At 34.7% G+C, this 17854-nt stretch carries 20 protein-coding genes; 8 read left to right on the top strand and 12 right to left on the bottom strand.

The features are described from left to right. Positions 1-8: 8 nt before the first annotated feature. Genes ACGHIN_RS11070 through ACGHIN_RS11060 form a run of 3 tightly spaced genes read right to left on the bottom strand, consistent with a single transcriptional unit; the run spans position 9 to position 2961 of the window. Positions 9-1232 (bottom strand): WG repeat-containing protein, encoded by a 1224-nt coding sequence (locus ACGHIN_RS11070; RefSeq protein ID WP_390453369.1) that lies wholly within the window; start codon positions 1230-1232, stop codon positions 9-11. Next, a complete protein-coding gene (locus ACGHIN_RS11065) occupies positions 1232-1558 on the bottom strand; it encodes a nucleotide pyrophosphohydrolase (RefSeq protein WP_390453366.1) in 327 nt (108 codons plus the stop codon). The genes ACGHIN_RS11070 and ACGHIN_RS11065 overlap by 1 nt, the downstream gene beginning before the upstream one ends. Further along, a complete protein-coding gene (locus ACGHIN_RS11060; protein WP_390453363.1) occupies positions 1558-2961 on the bottom strand; it encodes a hypothetical protein in 1404 nt (467 codons plus the stop codon). The genes ACGHIN_RS11065 and ACGHIN_RS11060 overlap by 1 nt, the downstream gene beginning before the upstream one ends. A gap of 184 nt (positions 2962-3145) precedes the next feature. Here ACGHIN_RS11060 and ACGHIN_RS11055 point away from each other — a divergent pair, with 184 nt between their 5' ends. Both ACGHIN_RS11055 and ACGHIN_RS11050 read left to right on the top strand, forming a co-directional pair. Then, complete coding sequence (locus ACGHIN_RS11055) at positions 3146-3397, top strand: type B 50S ribosomal protein L31 (RefSeq protein WP_121459774.1); 252 nt, start codon at positions 3146-3148, stop codon at positions 3395-3397. 191 nt (positions 3398-3588) lie between these two features. Continuing rightward, positions 3589-4749 carry a GlmU family protein gene (locus ACGHIN_RS11050; RefSeq protein ID WP_390453360.1) on the top strand — a complete coding sequence of 387 codons (1161 nt, stop codon included), beginning with the start codon at positions 3589-3591 and terminating at the stop codon, positions 4747-4749. 39 nt (positions 4750-4788) lie between these two features. On the opposite strand, the gene ACGHIN_RS11045 is transcribed toward ACGHIN_RS11050, so the two are convergent. The 4 genes from ACGHIN_RS11045 to ACGHIN_RS11030 form a co-directional block, all read right to left on the bottom strand. Then, on the bottom strand, positions 4789-5943 hold the full coding sequence (locus tag ACGHIN_RS11045; RefSeq protein ID WP_390453357.1) for a hypothetical protein: 1155 nt from the start codon (positions 5941-5943) through the stop codon (positions 4789-4791). A 37-nt stretch (positions 5944-5980) separates the two neighbouring features. Next, a complete protein-coding gene (locus ACGHIN_RS11040; protein WP_390453354.1) occupies positions 5981-6550 on the bottom strand; it encodes a DUF6705 family protein in 570 nt (189 codons plus the stop codon). 204 nt (positions 6551-6754) lie between these two features. After that, entirely contained in the window at positions 6755-7327 is a 573-nt protein-coding gene (locus tag ACGHIN_RS11035) for a DUF6705 family protein (protein WP_390453352.1), read from the bottom strand. Between the two features lie 21 nt (positions 7328-7348). Continuing rightward, positions 7349-8710, bottom strand: coding sequence for a hypothetical protein (locus ACGHIN_RS11030; RefSeq protein WP_390453350.1), 1362 nt, complete (start codon positions 8708-8710; stop codon positions 7349-7351). 396 nt (positions 8711-9106) lie between these two features. Between ACGHIN_RS11030 and ACGHIN_RS11025 the strand changes: the two genes are divergently transcribed. The 5 genes from ACGHIN_RS11025 to guaB all read left to right on the top strand — a co-directional run bounded on the left by ACGHIN_RS11025 (position 9107) and on the right by guaB (position 13746). Continuing rightward, on the top strand, positions 9107-9616 hold the full coding sequence (locus ACGHIN_RS11025) for an RNA polymerase sigma factor (RefSeq protein ID WP_390453348.1): 510 nt from the start codon (positions 9107-9109) through the stop codon (positions 9614-9616). Next, positions 9591-10247, top strand: coding sequence for a hypothetical protein (locus ACGHIN_RS11020; RefSeq protein WP_390453345.1), 657 nt, complete (start codon positions 9591-9593; stop codon positions 10245-10247). The genes ACGHIN_RS11025 and ACGHIN_RS11020 overlap by 26 nt, the downstream gene beginning before the upstream one ends. A 64-nt stretch (positions 10248-10311) precedes the next feature. After that, complete coding sequence (locus ACGHIN_RS11015; RefSeq protein ID WP_390453343.1) at positions 10312-11592, top strand: DUF4252 domain-containing protein; 1281 nt, start codon at positions 10312-10314, stop codon at positions 11590-11592. Positions 11593-11603: 11 nt separating this feature from the next. Continuing rightward, positions 11604-12104: a DUF4252 domain-containing protein gene (locus ACGHIN_RS11010; protein WP_390453340.1), complete on the top strand. Its 501-nt coding sequence runs from the start codon at positions 11604-11606 to the stop codon at positions 12102-12104. Between the two features lie 181 nt (positions 12105-12285). Beyond that, entirely contained in the window at positions 12286-13746 is a 1461-nt protein-coding gene (gene guaB / locus ACGHIN_RS11005) for an IMP dehydrogenase (RefSeq protein WP_390453339.1), read from the top strand. A 48-nt stretch (positions 13747-13794) separates the two neighbouring features. Here guaB and ACGHIN_RS11000 read toward each other — a convergent pair whose 3' ends face one another. From ACGHIN_RS11000 to ACGHIN_RS10985, 4 genes are all read right to left on the bottom strand, one after another. Continuing rightward, positions 13795-13992, bottom strand: a complete 198-nt coding sequence (locus ACGHIN_RS11000) for a KTSC domain-containing protein (RefSeq protein ID WP_390453337.1) — start codon at positions 13990-13992, stop codon at positions 13795-13797. Between the two features lie 76 nt (positions 13993-14068). After that, positions 14069-14758: a T9SS type A sorting domain-containing protein gene (locus tag ACGHIN_RS10995; protein ID WP_390453336.1), complete on the bottom strand. Its 690-nt coding sequence runs from the start codon at positions 14756-14758 to the stop codon at positions 14069-14071. A gap of 7 nt (positions 14759-14765) precedes the next feature. Further along, positions 14766-15356: a phage tail protein gene (locus ACGHIN_RS10990; protein ID WP_390453334.1), complete on the bottom strand. Its 591-nt coding sequence runs from the start codon at positions 15354-15356 to the stop codon at positions 14766-14768. A 101-nt stretch (positions 15357-15457) separates the two neighbouring features. After that, positions 15458-16528, bottom strand: a complete 1071-nt coding sequence (locus ACGHIN_RS10985) for a DUF4407 domain-containing protein (RefSeq protein WP_390453333.1) — start codon at positions 16526-16528, stop codon at positions 15458-15460. Between the two features lie 213 nt (positions 16529-16741). Between ACGHIN_RS10985 and ACGHIN_RS10980 the strand changes: the two genes are divergently transcribed. Continuing rightward, positions 16742-17152 (top strand): hypothetical protein, encoded by a 411-nt coding sequence (locus tag ACGHIN_RS10980; protein ID WP_390453331.1) that lies wholly within the window; start codon positions 16742-16744, stop codon positions 17150-17152. Positions 17153-17171: 19 nt separating this feature from the next. On the opposite strand, the gene ruvC is transcribed toward ACGHIN_RS10980, so the two are convergent. Then, positions 17172-17726: a crossover junction endodeoxyribonuclease RuvC gene (ruvC, locus tag ACGHIN_RS10975; RefSeq protein WP_390453397.1), complete on the bottom strand. Its 555-nt coding sequence runs from the start codon at positions 17724-17726 to the stop codon at positions 17172-17174. Between the last annotated feature and the right edge of the window lie 128 nt (positions 17727-17854).

The following is a 17854-nucleotide window of genomic DNA, read 5'->3' as shown; positions in this document are numbered from 1 at the left end:
TATTAACTTCATTGTTTATAATAGATTACGCCATCCTGGTTAGCGTAGGAGAATAGATTTCCTTCTTTATCATACAGCTGTACGAGATGAAAACCATCCATTCCGTAATTTCTTTTTTTAAGAATGGGGATTTTTTTATAATCTCCTTTAAATGGGAAGAGTTTATTATCTTTTCCTGGTTCTAATATCTTATAAACTTCTCCTTTCTTTACAATAAACACATCATGGTTTCCCCAAGCGGAACTGGAGGTCATAATTTCATCATATTCAGCAGGAATGATCCATTCCTTTTTTCGCATATCCATATAACCGAGCTTTCCGTTTTCCTTGATAATAGCGAAATAATCCGTCGATAATTTTCTCGGGTTTACAGAAAGTACAGGAACATTGTATGGTTCTGTATACTTTTTGGAATCGGAAATCGCTTTGATCTCATTAATAATCCTGTCATCAACTTTTACCGGTGGTTGTTTTATTCCTTCGTTATAAATAGGCATAACCTCATAGCTGCCCGCTGAAGAACGATAAGGAGAAGAATAAGGATTTAATGCCTGAATATTTTCGGTGGCCTGTTTTGTAAGCTTTCCGTTTTCAAAATTTAGAGTCAGTCTTATTCCGCTTAGATCCGGTTGGTAATAGTCGATAGAAAAAATAGCCGGAAATTGATCATAATGGGTTTTTACTTCCTCTGCACCTTCAAAAAAGGTTTTGGAAATTTTTAATGTTTTTTTATCCAGCAGATACAGACCATTCTTCGCGCTTCTGTCATTGGTAAGAATAAGAATCTCATTGTTAAGTGGCTTTTTCTCATCTTCAATAAAGTTCACATATCTGAAAGACTGGTCAAAAATTTTTTTACCGCCCAAAGAATATACGTCTGTCTCACTATAACTTGGAGAACCGTTGGACATATAATAGCTCTGAAGATCTTTTATTTTGGTTGCAATAATGAAACCAGTGTCAATACTGAAAAAATTATAATCAGTATCTTTTAATATGGGCTTATTTTTAACAATATAAGTTGTTTTGAAGTCTTTTTCACCCGATTGTTTGGTAGCTGTAAACTCTCCCGGATACATCATTACATCAATAACATCATATTCCGCAGGAATAATCATTTTTCCGGATTCATCGGAAATGCCATATTTGTTACCTACTCTGTAAGGAAACGTTATCTGGCAAAAAGATAATATATAGATGAAAAAGAATATAAATACTAATCGTTTTTTCATTATTTCAACTTCTTGTTGTTCTGATGACGCTCTTTATCGCGGTCAGTTTTCACTTTCATTTTTCTGTCAAATGCTTCCTGTAGATTGACTCCGGTCTGATTGGCGAGGCATAACGTTACAAACAACACATCTGCAAGTTCTTCTCCCAGATCTTTGGTTTTGTCACTTTCTTTTTCACTTTGTTCTCCATATCTTCTGGCGATAATTCTGGCCACTTCCCCAACTTCTTCCGTAAGCATAGCCATATTGGTAAGCTCATTGAAATAGCGGACTCCAATGGTTTTGATCCATTCATCTACCTGTTGCTGCAAATTGGTGATTTCCATTATTGATAAGCGCCGAGAGTAGGGTTGGAAGTTCTGGATGCATTCACGATATCGAAAGGAACGGTTCCAGCAACGGTAACATTCCCTTTATTTCTTGCTGGAGAAGTTGGTTTTACCCTTAAATTTAAATGCGAGGTGAAATAATTAACAAACTGGGGATCTTCGTTTTTAAAACTTTGAACTACATCCATATGATCAAACTGGAACCCGGCATCAGAAGTATTTGAATATTTCAAAAGGCAATTCTGGATTAAGAAATTGAATAGTTGGTTTGGTGTCTGCTCAAAATTCACCGCATTATCCCTGTCTGAATAGAAAATACTGTTTTTCATATTAAGATGTAATGCCCCAAGTTCTATCTGGCCTGAATCATTTTTCCATTCATTGGTAGCAAATAAACTCAGCCTGTTAAAAGATGACATCACATCCGAATAATTGGCAATTGTGGAATGAGTATAGGTATGATTACCCCCTTTGAAGATCCCTATACAGGATTCACCACAGTTATTCATCACAAGATTGCTGGCATTCACAGTAGAATTTATAGCATAAATTCCAAACTCCTGGAAAGTATGAATAAAAGAATTTGTGATTGTTGCGCTTGTCTGTTTCATTTCAAGTCCCCTCGTTCCGCCGAAAAGTCTTGCATAATTCATATTCAGGGTAGAGTTGGCTTCCATTTTAATGGAATTCCAGTTTTTGGGAATGGTGTCATATTTAGGATCATTTCTGTCTCCGCGGATCACCACTTCATTATTCAATGCTCCGTTAATGTTCAGGGTAGCTCCCGAAGAAACTTTCATTCCGCTGTTTTTGTGGAAATATACTTTGGTTCCGGGTTCTATGTCTAAGGTGACATTAGGATCAATAGTTAAATTTCCATAAATGATTTTCGCTTTATTATTAGTCCAGGTGGTATGATTGGTAATGATGTTTGGATTGGTAGGCGTTTCAATGAAAAATTCAGCATCCTGTACTACGGAAAATAAAGTAACGTGTTGTTGACCAACAGGGCTGGTGAAGATGATTTTGTCTTCTGCAATCGCCTCAGGTCCTGAAGCTTCCGGTGCAATTTCAACAAAAATATAAAGACTGTCTTTTTTTCTTAACGGAACATTCTGGAAATCATATCCCGGTTTTCCGTCCACATTGATTCTGTAAAGAGATGTGGCTCCCTTTTCAAGATTGATTCTCGGGATCAGAATATCCTTATCTTCATTATTATACACCTTCACTGCGTACGTTTCGGAGCGGATCTGGTGATATACCGTATCACAGAACACGGTGTCTTTTGAAAAACTTAATGACTGAGAAGGAGAATCAAACGTAATATCATCTTTATTACATGATAATGTTACAAGAAGCATCCAAAAGGAAAAAGCCAGTAATAATTTGAATTTCATCGAAATTAAAGTTTAAACAGATTTCAAATTTAACGAAAATACTTTAAATTTCTTATCAAATAAAATTTATTGGATGGCTAGTTTGGAGATTAGAAAAAAAGTTGTATTTTTGCAACCTAAAATTAGCAGAGAAATATCCATTACTATTTCGAAAGCAAAACTTTAATTTTTTAAAAATTGTATTATGAAAAACGGAATCCACCCAGAAAATTATAGACTTGTTGTTTTCAAAGATATGAGTAACGACGAGGTGTTTCTTTGCAAATCTACTGCAGAAACAAAAGATACGATCGTATACGAAGGACAAGAGTACCCTCTAATCAAAATGGAAATCTCTTCTACTTCTCACCCTTTCTACACTGGTAAAGTAAAATTAGTTGACACTGCTGGTAGAGTAGACAAGTTCATGAACAAATACAAAAAATTTGCTAAGTAATTTTTTGTTACCACAATATTTAAAGTCTTTCGGTTTCCGGAAGACTTTTTTATTTATTTCAGAATAGAAATTAGTTTTACTATTTGTATTTTTGCTTAGGTAGAAATTAGATGCGGAACCTGGAGGTTATTATATAAAACTTCCTGCTTCCACTCTCTGAATACTGACCTCTAACCTCAAACTTCTACAAAATGCAGATAGTATTTTCAGATGCGCAATATTGGGAAGATTTTCTTCCGCTTACCTTTACCCGCCCCGTTGCAGAAATGCGATGTGGAATCCTTACCTTTTCCGAAAGATGGCAGAAAATTTTAGGAGAGACGGAAATCTCTTATTTTACAGAAAATTATCTACAGGATAAATTCAGAAGTCCTGAAGAAAAAGAAGGACTTTTTTTAGTAGCCAATTTTTTACCGACCGAAAATGTGATCCGGCAGATCAAAGGCCTGAAGCAAGGAGAAGCGCTGGTGTATGAGGACGAACTGATCGCTGCGAAAATCAATATGAAAGGATTTTCTCTGAATCAGATTGAAAGAATGACAGATATCAAAGAAGAGCTTGTTTTCTTTAAAACGCCTAAAGATCTATTTACCTATAATCATAAAGCCATTGATTTTGACTTTGAATTGCTTACCAGGGGAAGAACTTCTCAGCAGCTTTCTGCCACCAATGGATTCATAGGGGATAAAAAAGACCTGTTCATTGAAGAAGGTGCCTATATAGAATTCTCCACACTCAATACCAAAACCGGTAAAATTTATATCGGTAAAAATGCGGAAGTGATGGAAGGTTGCCATCTCCGTGGCCCGATTACGTTAGGGGAAAGTTCCAAATTCAATCTGGGAGCTAAAATCTATGGCGCTACAACTATTGGTCCTCACTGTAAAGTGGGTGGTGAAGTCAATAATATTATCATTTTCGGCTATTCAAGCAAAGGACACGATGGCTTTGTGGGGAATTCCGTAATCGGTGAATGGTGTAATTTCGGTGCGGATACCAATTCATCCAATATGAAAAACAATTACGGAAATGTAAGATTCTGGAATTACAGAACCAAAGCATTTGAAGACACAGGATTACAGTTTGCTGGTCTTATTATGGGAGATCATTCTAAAACAGCAATTAATACCCAACTGAATACAGGAACTGTTGTAGGTGTAGCTTCTAATATTTTCAAAGAAGGTTTCCCCCCAAACCACGTTGAAAATTTTTCATGGGGCGGGTTTAAAGATGATGAAAGATTTAAACTGGATAAAGCCTACGAAGTGGCGGAAAGAGCCATGGCCAGAAGAAATGTAGCTTTAACGGATGAGGATAAAGCGATATTGAAACATATTTTTGATACCTATTAGAAAGATAAAAACCTCCAATTTTGGAGGTTTTTTATCTTCCTAATAATATTCAATTTCTCTTACCCATTTATACAAATCCTTTCCATTTACATTTTTTATAATTTCTGTCCAATTTCTTTGCTTATCAAATTTGTATTTGAATATGACTTCAGTCGGTTTTAAATCTTCTTTATTTTTCCCCCAAGTGTCTAAATAAAAAAGTTTTTCTATTTGATTATGTTTATATACAAACTGAATTTGATTTGAAATATTTCCCTGATAAAAATGTATTTTTGTTTTAAGGTTTCCGTCATTATAATATTCATAAATTATTGATGATGTACTTGCATAACCTCCCTCTTTTATTTCTTCACGATATTTTCCGTCTTTCTCTAATACAAAATAATGATATTTGTCATCCTGAATTTGTGTTTCTTTTTTAATTCTTCCTAATGAGTCACGTTCGTATTTCGTATATCCACTTTGAAAAAGTTTTTTGTTATAATGATCAATTTTGTAATCGAAGAATTTTGATTCTTTAATTTGAAACTCGTTATCATAAAAATTAACCTGACAAAGTTTTTTTCGGAAAATTGAATCTTTTCCTTCTTGAAAAGAACTTTCTCCGACCTTTTTCCATATGAAATCGGTTACAGCAAAAATACTATCGGTTTTTGATAATGTATCAAATTTTGTTACTAAGAATGGGTCATAAAATTCACGATTCCCAAAATAGATTTTAGCAGGTTCATTTTCCCATTTTGAGCGGTATTCTATAAATTTTAATTTTTTACTTGAACCTTTATAAATATTCTTCTTGTTGGTTGTAGAGTATTTATCAGTAGACCTTTCATTTATTAGTCTTCCCAGACTATCGTAGGTATAAGTATAATCATCAACAATTTCACCCGATCTGTAATACCATGTTTCTTTTGTAATATTTCGGTTTTTGTCATAATAAGTCTCATTATTAGTATATCTGCAAAAATCTGTTTCAAACCATGTTCCTGCCATTCTTTTTCTCAAATTTTTGGGTTTCATAATTGTGGCATGACCATATTCATCATCACCTTTCATGAAAGTAAACGGGCCTGAATTATTTAGAAAAACCACATATTCTTTTACATATTTAGGCTTTCCTAAAATTGAATCGCTTATGACTTGTGAGTTAAAATAAACCGATAAAAAAAATAAAATAAATAATATTTTTTTCATATTTCATCATTTGGGAAAGCCTCCGAAGAGGCTTTGCTTATTGTTTGGTAAAAATTAAATCTTTTGTCTCCGGCAGATAAATAGTAGTATCTAAAGTAGGAGGGCATTTATCTGCTGTTGTCGTAATATCATCTGGATAGTAGTCCCAAGATATTTGATTAGCATTAACTTTTTTTAATATTATTCTTTCCCAACCTACACTACAATTAGTGCCGCTATAAAAAAAGTTCACTTTATTTTGAGCAGGTGTAGTACTAATACTATATAATTCAATATCATATACATTATTTTGAGTATCTTGTAAAATTGACCCTGTAGAACTTTTTACAATATACTTTATGATTAAAACATCCATATAGTAATTTTTTTGTCCAGTTTTTTCTGGTTTTTGTTCTTGTTTGGTTATATAAAGTGTAATTTCATTTCCATTAAAGTTAGCTTGGTAAATTCCAATATAAGGTGTAAGCTCATTATCCAAATCTTTTAAATATGAGTTTGGGGGAATTTCTTCATAATCTGCATTTAGTGGATAGACTTGCTGAGCTTTGCAAGAAATAAAATTTGTAATTAAAAGAAAAATTACTATTCTTAAATATATTGTTTTCATATTTTATTTTTTTAAATTAAAAATTATGGACAAGGTGTTCCAACGAGCATACCATTACTATCTTCAGCGACATTATAGACTGTTCCGTTTGGTTCTACTCGTTGTAGATTTACCTTTCCACTTAAATTCATACTTTTAAGTATCAATAAATAATTTTTTCCAAATCCTTTCCATAAGCAAAAACCGCTTTTCAGCGGTTTATATCTATTGCTTAGTAAAAATCAAATCTTTTGTCTCAGGAAGATAAATAGTAGTGTCTAAAGTTGGAGGGCATTTATCTGCTGTTGTAGTTATATCATTAGGACGATATTCCCAGGAAATCTGTGTTGGGTTAATCTTTTTTAATTTAATTCCTCCAAAGCCAACATTACAATTTGTTCCTGTATAAACAAAATTTATAGTATTTTCAACAGAATCAATATCAATACTGTATAAAGCTGCAATATTAAGGTTATTATTCTGAGTATCTTGCAAAATAATTCCTGAGGAATTTTTTACAATATACTTTATTACTAAAGCATCCATATAATAATTTTTTTGAGAACTTTCTTCTAATTTGTGTTCTTGTTTGGTAATAAATAAAGTAACTTCATTACCATTGAAGTTTGTTTTGTAGATTCCCACATAAGGATTTAATTCATTATTAGTGTCTTTTACGTAAGCACCATTTGGAATATCTAAAAAGGAAGTATTTAGAGGTAAAGTTTGCGCTTTACAAGACATTAAGATTATAAATAATGTTAATGCGAATAAAATTTTTGTCTTTATTGTATTCATATTTATTTTTTTAATTGATTATTAAGGACAAGGTGTTCCAACGGGCATACCGTTAATATCTTCAGCGACATTATAAACTGTTCCATTGGGCTCTACTCGTTGTAGATTTACCTTTCCACTTAAATTCATAATTTTTAATGTTTCAAGAAATAATTTTTCCAATCCTTTTTCATTAAGGTCTCCTGAAGTTTTAATGTATGTTGACCCGTTCTTAGATTTATTTGTTAAATTACTTACAAGCTTTTGATAATCTGTTACAAACTTATTCATTTGTGTAGGCGTATAAACATAACTTCCCAATTCCGTACCAGTTCCCGTATAATTTATTACATAGTGTATATATTGTACATTATCAGGAGAGCAATTACACCATTCTGCAGCAATCATACCAAAATAGGCATTTCCCACCCCGTCCTGTATACTTTGTGCTGCGGCAAATCCAAACAAGGTATCTGCAATATCCGGTGGCGAAAACATATGGGTTCCGGTTGCAGTATGGTTATGATAGGCTCCATAGCCATCAGTTACGTTATTAAAAACTACTTTGTGGGCTGCATTTACATCTGCAGGTACTATAGTCCCGTCTTTTTTCTCCTTAAAGCCAATTTCTCCGGCATTAATATCAGAAAGTGTTTTCTTGGCCTGATCCTTCACGCCGCTTATCCCTTGTTGCACATTGGGCCTGTTAAGCACAGATTTTGTTTTCTCGCATGGCGTTTGATTCTGAGGATTATTAGGATCAGTAGTACCTCCACTTCCGCCACCGCCATAATCAAAACCGCCACTGCTGCCACCTTCATTAAAGTCCGGGTTACTATAATCCTGAAAAGAATAGCAGTTTTGGTAAGAATAAGATTCCCAATGTCCGCTTCCCCAATAATCATTTTCATTATCCGGAAACCAAACTGAGTAAGAGTTTGTAACACAGATTGAACCTTTCTGTGCAGATAATATATTGTTTTTGTTACTTTCTATTTTATGGCGGGTATATTTACCAAATAACATTTTATCAAAGAAAACAATATTTTCCGGAGTGTTGTCATATTTAAAGTAAACCTTTTTGTCAAATCTTGCGCAGGAAAGTGTACTTACCACTTTGTTATTTTCTACAATGGGAACCACCAGAAAGGTTTCGTCATACTTTCCCATACTCATAGCATAATCCCATTGTGGGACTCCGCTTATTCTTTTAATTTCAGATTCATGTTCATTGTAAATTTTAATGATGTTTTTAATGTACTTCTCATCTTCTTTCCAGAAGCTTTTGGAATGATATTCCACCACTGCAGTATTTTCGGCAGAATATACTTCATCGTGTACACAGGAATACACAGTAAACAGGAAGGCTATTAACAGGAATAGCCTGAGATAATTTTTTCTCATAAGATGTGTTTTTCGTTGTTAAAAATATAAAATTTTTGTTACCTCACAAATATGAGAGATACTTTTAAAGTGGAGAAGTAAAAAATACTAGTTTCCGTATAATTTTTCTAAAAGAAAAATTATGTAATTTTGATAAAAATAATTCGTATGATGACTTTAGGAAAATTAAAAAAAGTCAGAATCAATAATAACTCTACTGAGTGGTGTCTTATTAAGAGACTTGTTATTTTGCAAAAACCGTATTCCAATTTTGAAAATAATAAGATGCAGAATATACTTCTGCAAAAAGCTTATCGATGACAAAATAAAAAACTTCAAAATATTTTTTTGAAGTTTTTTATTTCCGGATGTAATGAATTTCAATTTTTAATTGTCTTATTGATAGAAACAAAACTTATGACCCAAGAAACCTTTAAGAATACGGTGTTTATTCTCAAAAATGAGATGTATCGTTTTGCGAAAAGGTTCGTTATGAGCAGTGATGAAGCAGAAGATGTAGTGCAGGATCTCATGATTAAGTTTTGGCAGAAGAAAGATGAGTTGGAACAATTCGGGAATTTAAAATCCTATGCGTTGAAATCCGTCCGGAACGAATGTCTCAACAGGCTGAAGCACCACGATGTAAAATTAGGTTTCGCAGATATGCAGCTTCACCAATCCGAGCTTTACAGTATGGAAGTGAACAATCTTAAAGAACAGATTATCGGGTTTATCGACCAGCTTCCGGAAAAGCAGAGAATGGTGATTCACCTGAAAGATGTAGAAGAATATGAGGTCTCGGAAATTTCTGAACTTCTGGAAATGGAAGAAAACGCAGTAAGAGTAAATCTTATGCGGGCAAGACAAAAAGTAAAAGAACAAATTTCACAACTGATGAGCTATGAACAAAGATCAATTTCAAGATAAATACGACGAAGTCTTCCAAAAGTTAAAGGAAGAGAAAATGGATTGGGATTTTGAAGATTTTCTTCAGAAAGCGGAAGGTAAAAATGAAGATGCGAAAATAATCCCACTAGAAAAAAACAAACCCTCATTTCCGAAATGGTTCTGGATGGCGGCAGGATTGGTATTGATTTTTAGTATAGGTTTCCTTTTTAATCAAAACCAGGAGACAGATGTTAACAATCAGGCAAAACTGGTTCAGGATGAGGTTTTAAAACAGAAAAACGATTTCATCAATGAGAATCACGAGCTTCAGAACCAGGTAGCCGTTAATCATACGGACTCTATTTCCGGTGCGAAAAAAGATTCCATATTTGAGGATAATGCTGTAGCAGAGAAAGATGTTTTGGATGAGATCCTTCCCAAAAGAGGAAGATTGAAAAAAGAAACAAAACCCAGATTTGTAGATAATTCTTCTTATACAAAAGCAGAAAATGACTCTACAGGATATAAAGATTCTTATGTGATTGTCAATGGAAAAAGAATTGACAATGTAGAAGAAGCGATTAATGTAACTAAATATTCATTCCAGATATTAGCCAACAACGTTAGTGAAACATTGGCACAACCTAAAGTAATGAATGACGATTATTAAACTTTAAAAGACAATGCTCCTGATCAGGCACTAATAATCAAAACTGAAAAATTAAAATTGACTCATGAAAAAAATACTAATAATATTCGCACTTGCCTTCTCCCACTTCTTTACGATGTATGGGCAGGAAGACAAATTTGACAAACTTTTTGACAAGTATCAGGAAGTGGAAGGAGTAACTTCCATTAAAATCGCAAAACCGATGTTCGGAATGCTGAGCAGTCTGGATATTGATGATTCTCAGCTGGATCAGATCAAACCGTTTCTATCCAAAATTAACGGATTAAAAGTTCTGATCACAGAAAATCCTGAAAATATCAATAGTGCAGAAGGATTGAAAGTTCAGAATAACCTTTCGCAGCTAAGCAAAGATATTTCTTCCTATCTGAAGAACCTTAATTACAGTGAAATTATGACGGTGAATAATTCCGGAGCTAAAATCAAATTCCTTTCCTCAAAAGCTATAGATGGAATGGTGGATGATTTGCTGCTAAGCATCAATGCCGGCGGAGGAGAAAATATCCTGGTAAAACTGGATGGAAAGCTTTCTATGGACGATATCAATAAAATTATCAATTCCAGTGAAACTAAAAGCAATCCCATCAGCAATACAAGAAACAGCCTGACTTCAGAAAATACCTCTTCCTATCTGAACGGAGAATCCAGGAATGTAGGTGAATTTTCAGGAATTCAGGTAAGTACAGGAGTGAATGTGGTTTTTAAACAGGAAAGCCCTACCAACGTAAAAGTGATTGCTGATGCAGATAAGCTGCAATACGTTGTTACCAAAGTAGAAAACGGGGTTCTGAAAGTATATGTAGATAACAAAGGAGTGAAAAATTTAAAATTTAAAAATTTAAGTGTTAATGTTTCTTCTCCAAGATTAGATAATATCAAGACTTCTTCAGGGGCAAGCTTTACTACCGTGAATTCTTTAAAAGAAAACAGTCTGGTTATGGATGCTTCTTTCGGAGCAACAATCAATGGAAAATTCAATATATCCAACTCCGTACAGGTGGACGCAACTTCCGGAGCAGTGATCAAAGCTAATCTCACGTCCAGAGACCTTACGGTAAAAGGTGCCAGTGGTTCTAATACAAATTTTGAAGGACAGGCAGATACAGCAATATTTGATATCAGCAGCGGAGCACTTTGTAAAGCAGATAGTTTTAGAGTAAATACGGCTGAAGCGGAATCTACTTCCGGCGGAAACTTATCAGTGCATGTCGTAGATAAATTTAAAGTAAAAGCTTCATCAGGAGGTTTGGTAAAATATAAAGGAACTCCTGAAATAAAATCTGATATCAACAAAGTCTCAGGCGGAACCCTAAAACCAATCAATTAAAACTAATAGCCATGAAAATTTTGAAAAACCTCTTTTTAATTGTTGGAACCCTGTTTCTTTTGCAATCATGTGTAGTTTCCGACAAGTCAAATATGGCTTTCATCACAGCCGGTGAGCATGATTTTGAAGGAGCACGATTTGTGAGTGTGAATGTCCCGCTATTTCTGGCAAAACCCTACATCAAAAAAGCATTAAGAGAAGATGGAGGGGATGAAGAAGTGATCAGACTGGTCAGAAAAGTTTCAAAAATAAAAATTTTGACTGTTGAAAACGGAAATAGAGCCTTATTGAAGGACTATGCTCAATATTTAAATGATAACAGCTATGAAGATTGGGCCACCATAAAACATGATGGAGACAACGTGAATGTAAGAGTGAAACAGAGGGGTAATACCATTAAAAATATGCTCATTACAGTAAACTCAGATAAAGATCTTGTTTTTGTGGATGTGAAAGGAAACTTTACGGTAGCTGATATTTCCAAAATGCTCAATTCCGTTTCAGATAAATAATTTTCCACGATTAAATTCAATTGAAAAGCAACAGTAACTTCACATATTAAATTATTTTGTACAACCGTTCTGATTCAGGACGGTTTTTGATTTAAGTTATTGATTATTAAATTTTATTTAAACTATCAAAAAGAATTTTCATATCTCACCAAAATAACCTAATTTTGCAAAGAAAGTAAAGATGTCTATTCATAACAAAATTGTAGAGACAGCCATCACTTTCGATGACGTTCTTCTAGTCCCTTCTTACTCAGAAGTTTTACCTAATCAGGTTTCATTAAAATCAAGACTTACCGATAAAATTACGCTGAATGTTCCGATCGTTTCTGCTGCAATGGACACAGTTACTGAAGCAGATCTGGCAATTGCATTGGCAAGAGTCGGAGGTTTAGGTTTCATTCACAAAAATATGCCGATTGCGGAACAGGCTGCACAGGTAAACCGTGTGAAACGTTCAGAAAACGGAATGATTTCTGACCCTGTTACCCTTTCAAAGGATCATACTTTAGGGCAGGCTAAGGAAATGATGGCTAAATATAAAATTTCTGGTCTTCCGGTAGTAGATCCGGATAATGTTTTAATCGGAATTATTACCAACAGAGATGTAAAGTATCAGGAAAATCTTGATATGAAAGTGGAAGAAATCATGACGAAGGAAAATCTGATCACTTCCGATAAAGATACCAACCTTGAGAAAGCAAAAGAAATTCTTTTAAAAAACAGAGTTGAAAAACTCCCTATCGTAGATAAAGAAAACAAATTGGTTGGTTTAATTACGATTAAAGATATTGATAATCAATTAGAATATCCGAATGCTAACAAAGATCAAAACGGAAGACTTATCGTTGGAGCCGGAGTTGGTGTAGGAGAAGATACTTTAGACAGAATTGCTGCTTTGGTTCAGGCGGGAGTGGATATTATTGGTATCGATTCCGCACACGGGCATTCTAAAGGGGTATTGGATAAAATTGCTGAAATCAGAAAGACATATCCGGATTTGGATATCGTTGGAGGAAATATTGTAACGGCAGAAGCTGCAAAAGATTTAATCAAGGCTGGGGCAAATGTTCTTAAAGTAGGGGTTGGCCCAGGATCTATCTGTACTACAAGAGTGGTTGCCGGAGTGGGAGTTCCTCAGTTATCAGCTATTTATAACGTTTATGAATATGCACAGTCTAAAAATGTAACGGTAATTGCAGACGGAGGAATCAAGCTTTCGGGAGATATCGTAAAAGCGATCGCGAGTGGAGCAGGGGCAGTAATGTTAGGTTCTCTTTTAGCGGGAACAGACGAAGCACCAGGGGAAGAAATTATCTTCCAGGGAAGAAAATTCAAATCTTACCAGGGAATGGGAAGTCTTTCTGCGATGAAGAGAGGAGGTAAAGAAAGATACTTCCAAAGTGAGGCTAAGAAATTTGTGCCGGAAGGAATTGAAGGAAGAGTGCCCCACAAAGGGAAATTAGAAGATGTGATCTTCCAATTGACAGGAGGTTTAAGGGCCGGAATGGGATACTGTGGAGCAAAAGATATTGAAACTTTACAGAAAGACACCAAAATGGTGAGAATTACAGGAAGCGGATTAAAAGAATCACATCCGCATGACGTGATCATCACTCAGGAAGCTCCTAATTATTCTTTATAAAGAACATGCTATTATATGATAAAAAGCTCACAGATTCTGTGAGCTTTTTTATTCAACTTTCCGGAATTTGAATCCTGGTTTAATCACTTGGTTTAAAAATTTACCTTTAGATTGTGCTGCCCGGAAATTATCAAGAATTTTTTGAGGAACATTCAGATAATCATATACGGCTCCTGATCGATATATAATACGCAATATTTCAGTTTCAGGAAAATATAAATAATGATGTATCACTGAAGAAGGCATATAAAATAATATGCAAAAAATATTCCTTAAGCCGTAAAAAAAGCTTCCGAAATCCGAAAGCCTTTAAATACAGGTTTTATTTCTTTACAAACTTAAATTCATAGGTCTCAGAATCTTTTGTGATAATTTTTAAAACATAGATTCCTGAAGAAAGCTGAGAAACATGAATCTTTTTCTCAAAAACTTCAGATGAGGTCAATTGTCCGCCTATAGTGTAAATCTGAATAAGTCTGCCATTATCTATGCCTGAAATGGTGATAAAATCAGAAACAGGATTAGGGAAAATTTGAACTTTTCTTTTTACAGCATCAGATACAGCAAGAGTAGTTGTATGTACATCTCCTGTCATCGTGGAATTGGCTGCCGTGAGATTTCCTCCGCATCCGCCTGCTGGCTGAGTGAAGGTTGTATTCTCCACCCATGTTCCAACAGTATTGCTTGGGGGATTGATCGCTGTATTATTCCCTGTGGAATTATAATAGACCAAAAAAGGAGCTGAAAAAGTTCCATATCCTTCATCCGCCAGGAATTCCCACCTCGTCAGAGTATTGTTCCACTGTAGTTTAAATTCACAGCTTCCCAGTCCGCTACAGCTCTGTCCGTCTATAGGTGTTGTCATATAAATATTCTTACCATGAGTATCTACTCCGGTTTTAGTGAATGTATAAGTCTGATTATCGAATATATTGTAACAGCCTTTAAATGTTATAGTTTGTGCAAAAGCAACACTTCCAAAAGTCAGACTCAATAAGTATAGAAACTTCATAACTTATTTAATTAAAAGATGGGAAAATACCTTGTAAAGCAATAATGCATCTTAATGTAACAAACGGAGGTCTGTTTTCGTGTGGCTGGCTTCCTCCTGTAGGAGAGATCATAGTGTTTTTCATAGTTGTATTGGCTGCTGCATCAGAATACTCTTTATCCAATCCTTTGGTATCGGCCGGAAGATTATTGGTAGGTGAGTTCTGGTTTCCTTCTGTTGTTACTGCAGACACGCCATGAGTATGTGCAGGCATCTGTTGAGTAGTTAGTGTAACATTTTCTGAGCCGCCTATTTCCCCGATTATATAAGGAGACAATCCTGGCCCCTGTCCCTGAGAAATCAGTACCCTTCCTCTCATATCCGGTAAAGCAAAAGTAGTTACTCCGTTTCCTCCGTATGTTGTTCCTAAAAGTGAAAAAAGAGCCTGATTTTGTGCAATAGATAATATTTGTCCATTACAATCAGCCCAACCGTTGGGAGCTTTATTATACGGAACAAAAGCGATTTGGCCAAGGAATGGTTCAGATGCTTGAGCATGTAATGCTGGTGCAAATATACTGCAGATCAGCAGTATAGATGCCAAGAATATTTTTTTCATGATAGTTAGTTTAGGTATACTAAGTTAAGTAATATTTTAAGTATAAAACAAAAAAACCTTTCAGGATTTGCTGAAAGGTTAATTATGTTGAAAAACGAATTTTAATTTCGGAGATTATTTTTGAAATCTTCAATCCTGTGATCGGTTAGGGCATTCCCTTTTTCAATCTTTTCTTTTGAATACAAACGGAAATCATTTTCTGTCTTTTCCAGAAGATAATCGTAAGGTCCGATGGAAGAAATAAGTTTCACCAAAACCGGTGAAATTTCAAGACAGATAAATAAGCCCATAATAAAAGCGGCAGCCAGTCCTATAATTGCAGAATTTTTACCCAACTCATCTAAGGCCTGCAATCTGGCAGCAAATCCGTTGAACTTATCTTCAAAGGTTTCTGTAGATTTTCTCTCAGTTTCAAGATTGTTATACACTTTTGAGATCTCTTTGTCCAGATATTCTAGTCTTGAAGCAGATTGTTTTTGGAAGTTTTCCAAATCCTGTCTTCTTTGTTCCTTAAGTTCCTGTTTACGCTTGGCATTCGGGCCGAAACCTTCTTTCCCACTCGTCAGTCCTGATTTTTTACCTAAAATTTCTTTTTCAAGTTCCACAGAAGCGGAGTCATAAGATTTTTGATATTGAGCTATCTTATCAGAAATCTGTTTCTTCTCGGTTTCAAACGGACCGCTTTGTTGCAGAATCCTTCCGGTCATTTCTCCCTGTAGTTGCTTTTTATTTCTCTGAATAATTGTATTGAGTTGTTTATTAATTTCTTTTTCAAAAATCTTAAGTTCCAACGGTTTGGAAATAATGATCCCTAAAAAAGTAGCCAGAACCAGCCTTGGAACTGCCATTAAAATCTGATTCCACAATGTTCCGGTTTTCTTAATAGAAGAAACAATGTATCGGTCCAGATTAAAGATCATTAATCCCCATAAAATTCCAAAGCCTACTGATGCCCAAAGGTTGTCAAACACGGTATACATAGCATAACCTGCGGAAAGCGTTGCAAAAACAGCCGTAAAAAGAACAATTCCTCCGATGCCTGCAAATTTGTTCCACTCGCTAGGTGTTTTCCTTAAAATATGGATGTTTCCTCCGGAGCAAACCAGCAGAAACTTCTGAAACCAATTCATAGAATGATTTACCTGATTTATAGTTTGTTGATTACTTTTCATACCTGAAAATTTATACAAAGGTAATACTAAAAATCGTACCATTGTTAAAGATAGTATTATGTTTTGCCAAGTATGTGGGTGTTATTCTGTAGTGTGTTGAAAACCAATATTTTGTATTTTAAATATATTGTTTTGATTGAAACATTGCAATATTGCCACATTTGTGAAAATAGTCTTATCTTTAAATATCCAAACTATAAAAATATTTGAGTTATGAAAAATGTAATAAAAATTTCATTGCTTACCTTTTTGTTATTTATTTTTTCCTGTAAAAAAGAAAAAACAATAGATATGGAGCTTAAAGAAGCAGCTGCAAGTATGAATAAACTTACCCCGCAGATTCTTAACGACATGATACGTCTGGATAGTGTTTCTTCAGAACCTGATAAAATTTTTAAGTATAATTATACCCTATTGGGAGATGTAAAAGAAAATGTCTCTGAAGAACAGATCAGTGAATTTAAAAAAGAAGCGAAACAGGAAGCCATTAATGCTATAAAAACATCTGCAGATATGCAGGAATTCAGGGATAATGATGTAACGCTGAAGTATATTTATTATGATAAAAATGGTAAGCTGACAGCCGATTTTTCCGTTGTTCCTTCTGAATATAAAGGCAAGTAGGTAAATGAATTCGGATCGATTATTTTAATCGATCCGGATTTTGTTTTAAGAAGCTTTCCCAACCGGAATATGACTTTGATTCTGCGATCATTCCGGAATTGAAATGATGGCAAACTGCCACAGCCAGTCCATCGGAGGCGTCCAGGTATTTGGTGGGAAACTCTTTTAGATTCAAAAGGTTCTGAAGCATTCCGGCTACCTGCTCCTTACTTGCATTTCCGTTGCCGGTAATTGCCATTTTTATTTTTTTCGGAGAATATTCAGTGATAGGGATATTTCTATATAAACTGGCTGCCATTGCCACTCCCTGTGCGCGGCCTAATTTTAGCATGCTTTGTACATTTTTTCCGTAAAAAGGAGCTTCTAATGCCACCTCATCCGGATGGAACTCATCAATTAAAGCCAAAGTTTTATCAAAAATATACTTAAGCTTGGTTTCGTGATTAGGATATTTTTTTAGCAAAAGCTCATGAATGGAAACCATTTCCATTTTCCCCTTTTTAATGGAAATAATACCAAAACCCATTACCGTAGTTCCGGGATCTATCCCTAATATTATTTTCTCTGAAATCATTGGGGCAAAGATATAACTTTCCTCACTCATTTGCTGATGAAAAAAGTATGAGGAATCTTATTTCCAGAAAAAATTTCATAAGAGGTATTATTTCATAAAATCGTTAAAGAATAATACGTAAACCAGTG

This window comes from Chryseobacterium barbadense (assembly GCF_042849955.1).
Taxonomy (GTDB): Bacteria; Bacteroidota; Bacteroidia; order Flavobacteriales; family Weeksellaceae; genus Chryseobacterium.
The sequence above is the reverse complement of the archived record's forward strand: the minus strand, read 5'-3'. Positions and strand labels throughout refer to the sequence as shown.

What these genes read in the sequence shown, in the direction of transcription:
- ACGHIN_RS11010 (WP_390453340.1), top strand. Translation starts at nt 11,604, where the DNA reads ATGAAAATTTTGAAAAACCTCTTTTTAATTGTTGGAACCCTGTTTCTT.
- ACGHIN_RS11040 (WP_390453354.1), bottom strand. Translation starts at nt 6,550, where the DNA reads ATGAAAACAATATATTTAAGAATAGTAATTTTTCTTTTAATTACAAAT.
- guaB (WP_390453339.1), top strand. Translation starts at nt 12,286, where the DNA reads ATGTCTATTCATAACAAAATTGTAGAGACAGCCATCACTTTCGATGAC.
- ACGHIN_RS11060 (WP_390453363.1), bottom strand. Translation starts at nt 2,961, where the DNA reads ATGAAATTCAAATTATTACTGGCTTTTTCCTTTTGGATGCTTCTTGTA.
- ACGHIN_RS11015 (WP_390453343.1), top strand. Translation starts at nt 10,312, where the DNA reads ATGAAAAAAATACTAATAATATTCGCACTTGCCTTCTCCCACTTCTTT.
- ACGHIN_RS11020 (WP_390453345.1), top strand. Translation starts at nt 9,591, where the DNA reads ATGAACAAAGATCAATTTCAAGATAAATACGACGAAGTCTTCCAAAAG.
- ACGHIN_RS11030 (WP_390453350.1), bottom strand. Translation starts at nt 8,710, where the DNA reads ATGAGAAAAAATTATCTCAGGCTATTCCTGTTAATAGCCTTCCTGTTT.
- ACGHIN_RS11065 (WP_390453366.1), bottom strand. Translation starts at nt 1,558, where the DNA reads ATGGAAATCACCAATTTGCAGCAACAGGTAGATGAATGGATCAAAACC.
- ACGHIN_RS11045 (WP_390453357.1), bottom strand. Translation starts at nt 5,943, where the DNA reads ATGAAAAAAATATTATTTATTTTATTTTTTTTATCGGTTTATTTTAAC.
- ACGHIN_RS10980 (WP_390453331.1), top strand. Translation starts at nt 16,742, where the DNA reads ATGAAAAATGTAATAAAAATTTCATTGCTTACCTTTTTGTTATTTATT.
- ACGHIN_RS11050 (WP_390453360.1), top strand. Translation starts at nt 3,589, where the DNA reads ATGCAGATAGTATTTTCAGATGCGCAATATTGGGAAGATTTTCTTCCG.
- ACGHIN_RS11000 (WP_390453337.1), bottom strand. Translation starts at nt 13,992, where the DNA reads ATGCCTTCTTCAGTGATACATCATTATTTATATTTTCCTGAAACTGAA.
- ACGHIN_RS11070 (WP_390453369.1), bottom strand. Translation starts at nt 1,232, where the DNA reads ATGAAAAAACGATTAGTATTTATATTCTTTTTCATCTATATATTATCT.
- ACGHIN_RS11035 (WP_390453352.1), bottom strand. Translation starts at nt 7,327, where the DNA reads ATGAATACAATAAAGACAAAAATTTTATTCGCATTAACATTATTTATA.
- ACGHIN_RS11025 (WP_390453348.1), top strand. Translation starts at nt 9,107, where the DNA reads ATGACCCAAGAAACCTTTAAGAATACGGTGTTTATTCTCAAAAATGAG.
- ACGHIN_RS10995 (WP_390453336.1), bottom strand. Translation starts at nt 14,758, where the DNA reads ATGAAGTTTCTATACTTATTGAGTCTGACTTTTGGAAGTGTTGCTTTT.
- ruvC (WP_390453397.1), bottom strand. Translation starts at nt 17,726, where the DNA reads ATGATTTCAGAGAAAATAATATTAGGGATAGATCCCGGAACTACGGTA.
- ACGHIN_RS10990 (WP_390453334.1), bottom strand. Translation starts at nt 15,356, where the DNA reads ATGAAAAAAATATTCTTGGCATCTATACTGCTGATCTGCAGTATATTT.
- ACGHIN_RS11055 (WP_121459774.1), top strand. Translation starts at nt 3,146, where the DNA reads ATGAAAAACGGAATCCACCCAGAAAATTATAGACTTGTTGTTTTCAAA.
- ACGHIN_RS10985 (WP_390453333.1), bottom strand. Translation starts at nt 16,528, where the DNA reads ATGAAAAGTAATCAACAAACTATAAATCAGGTAAATCATTCTATGAAT.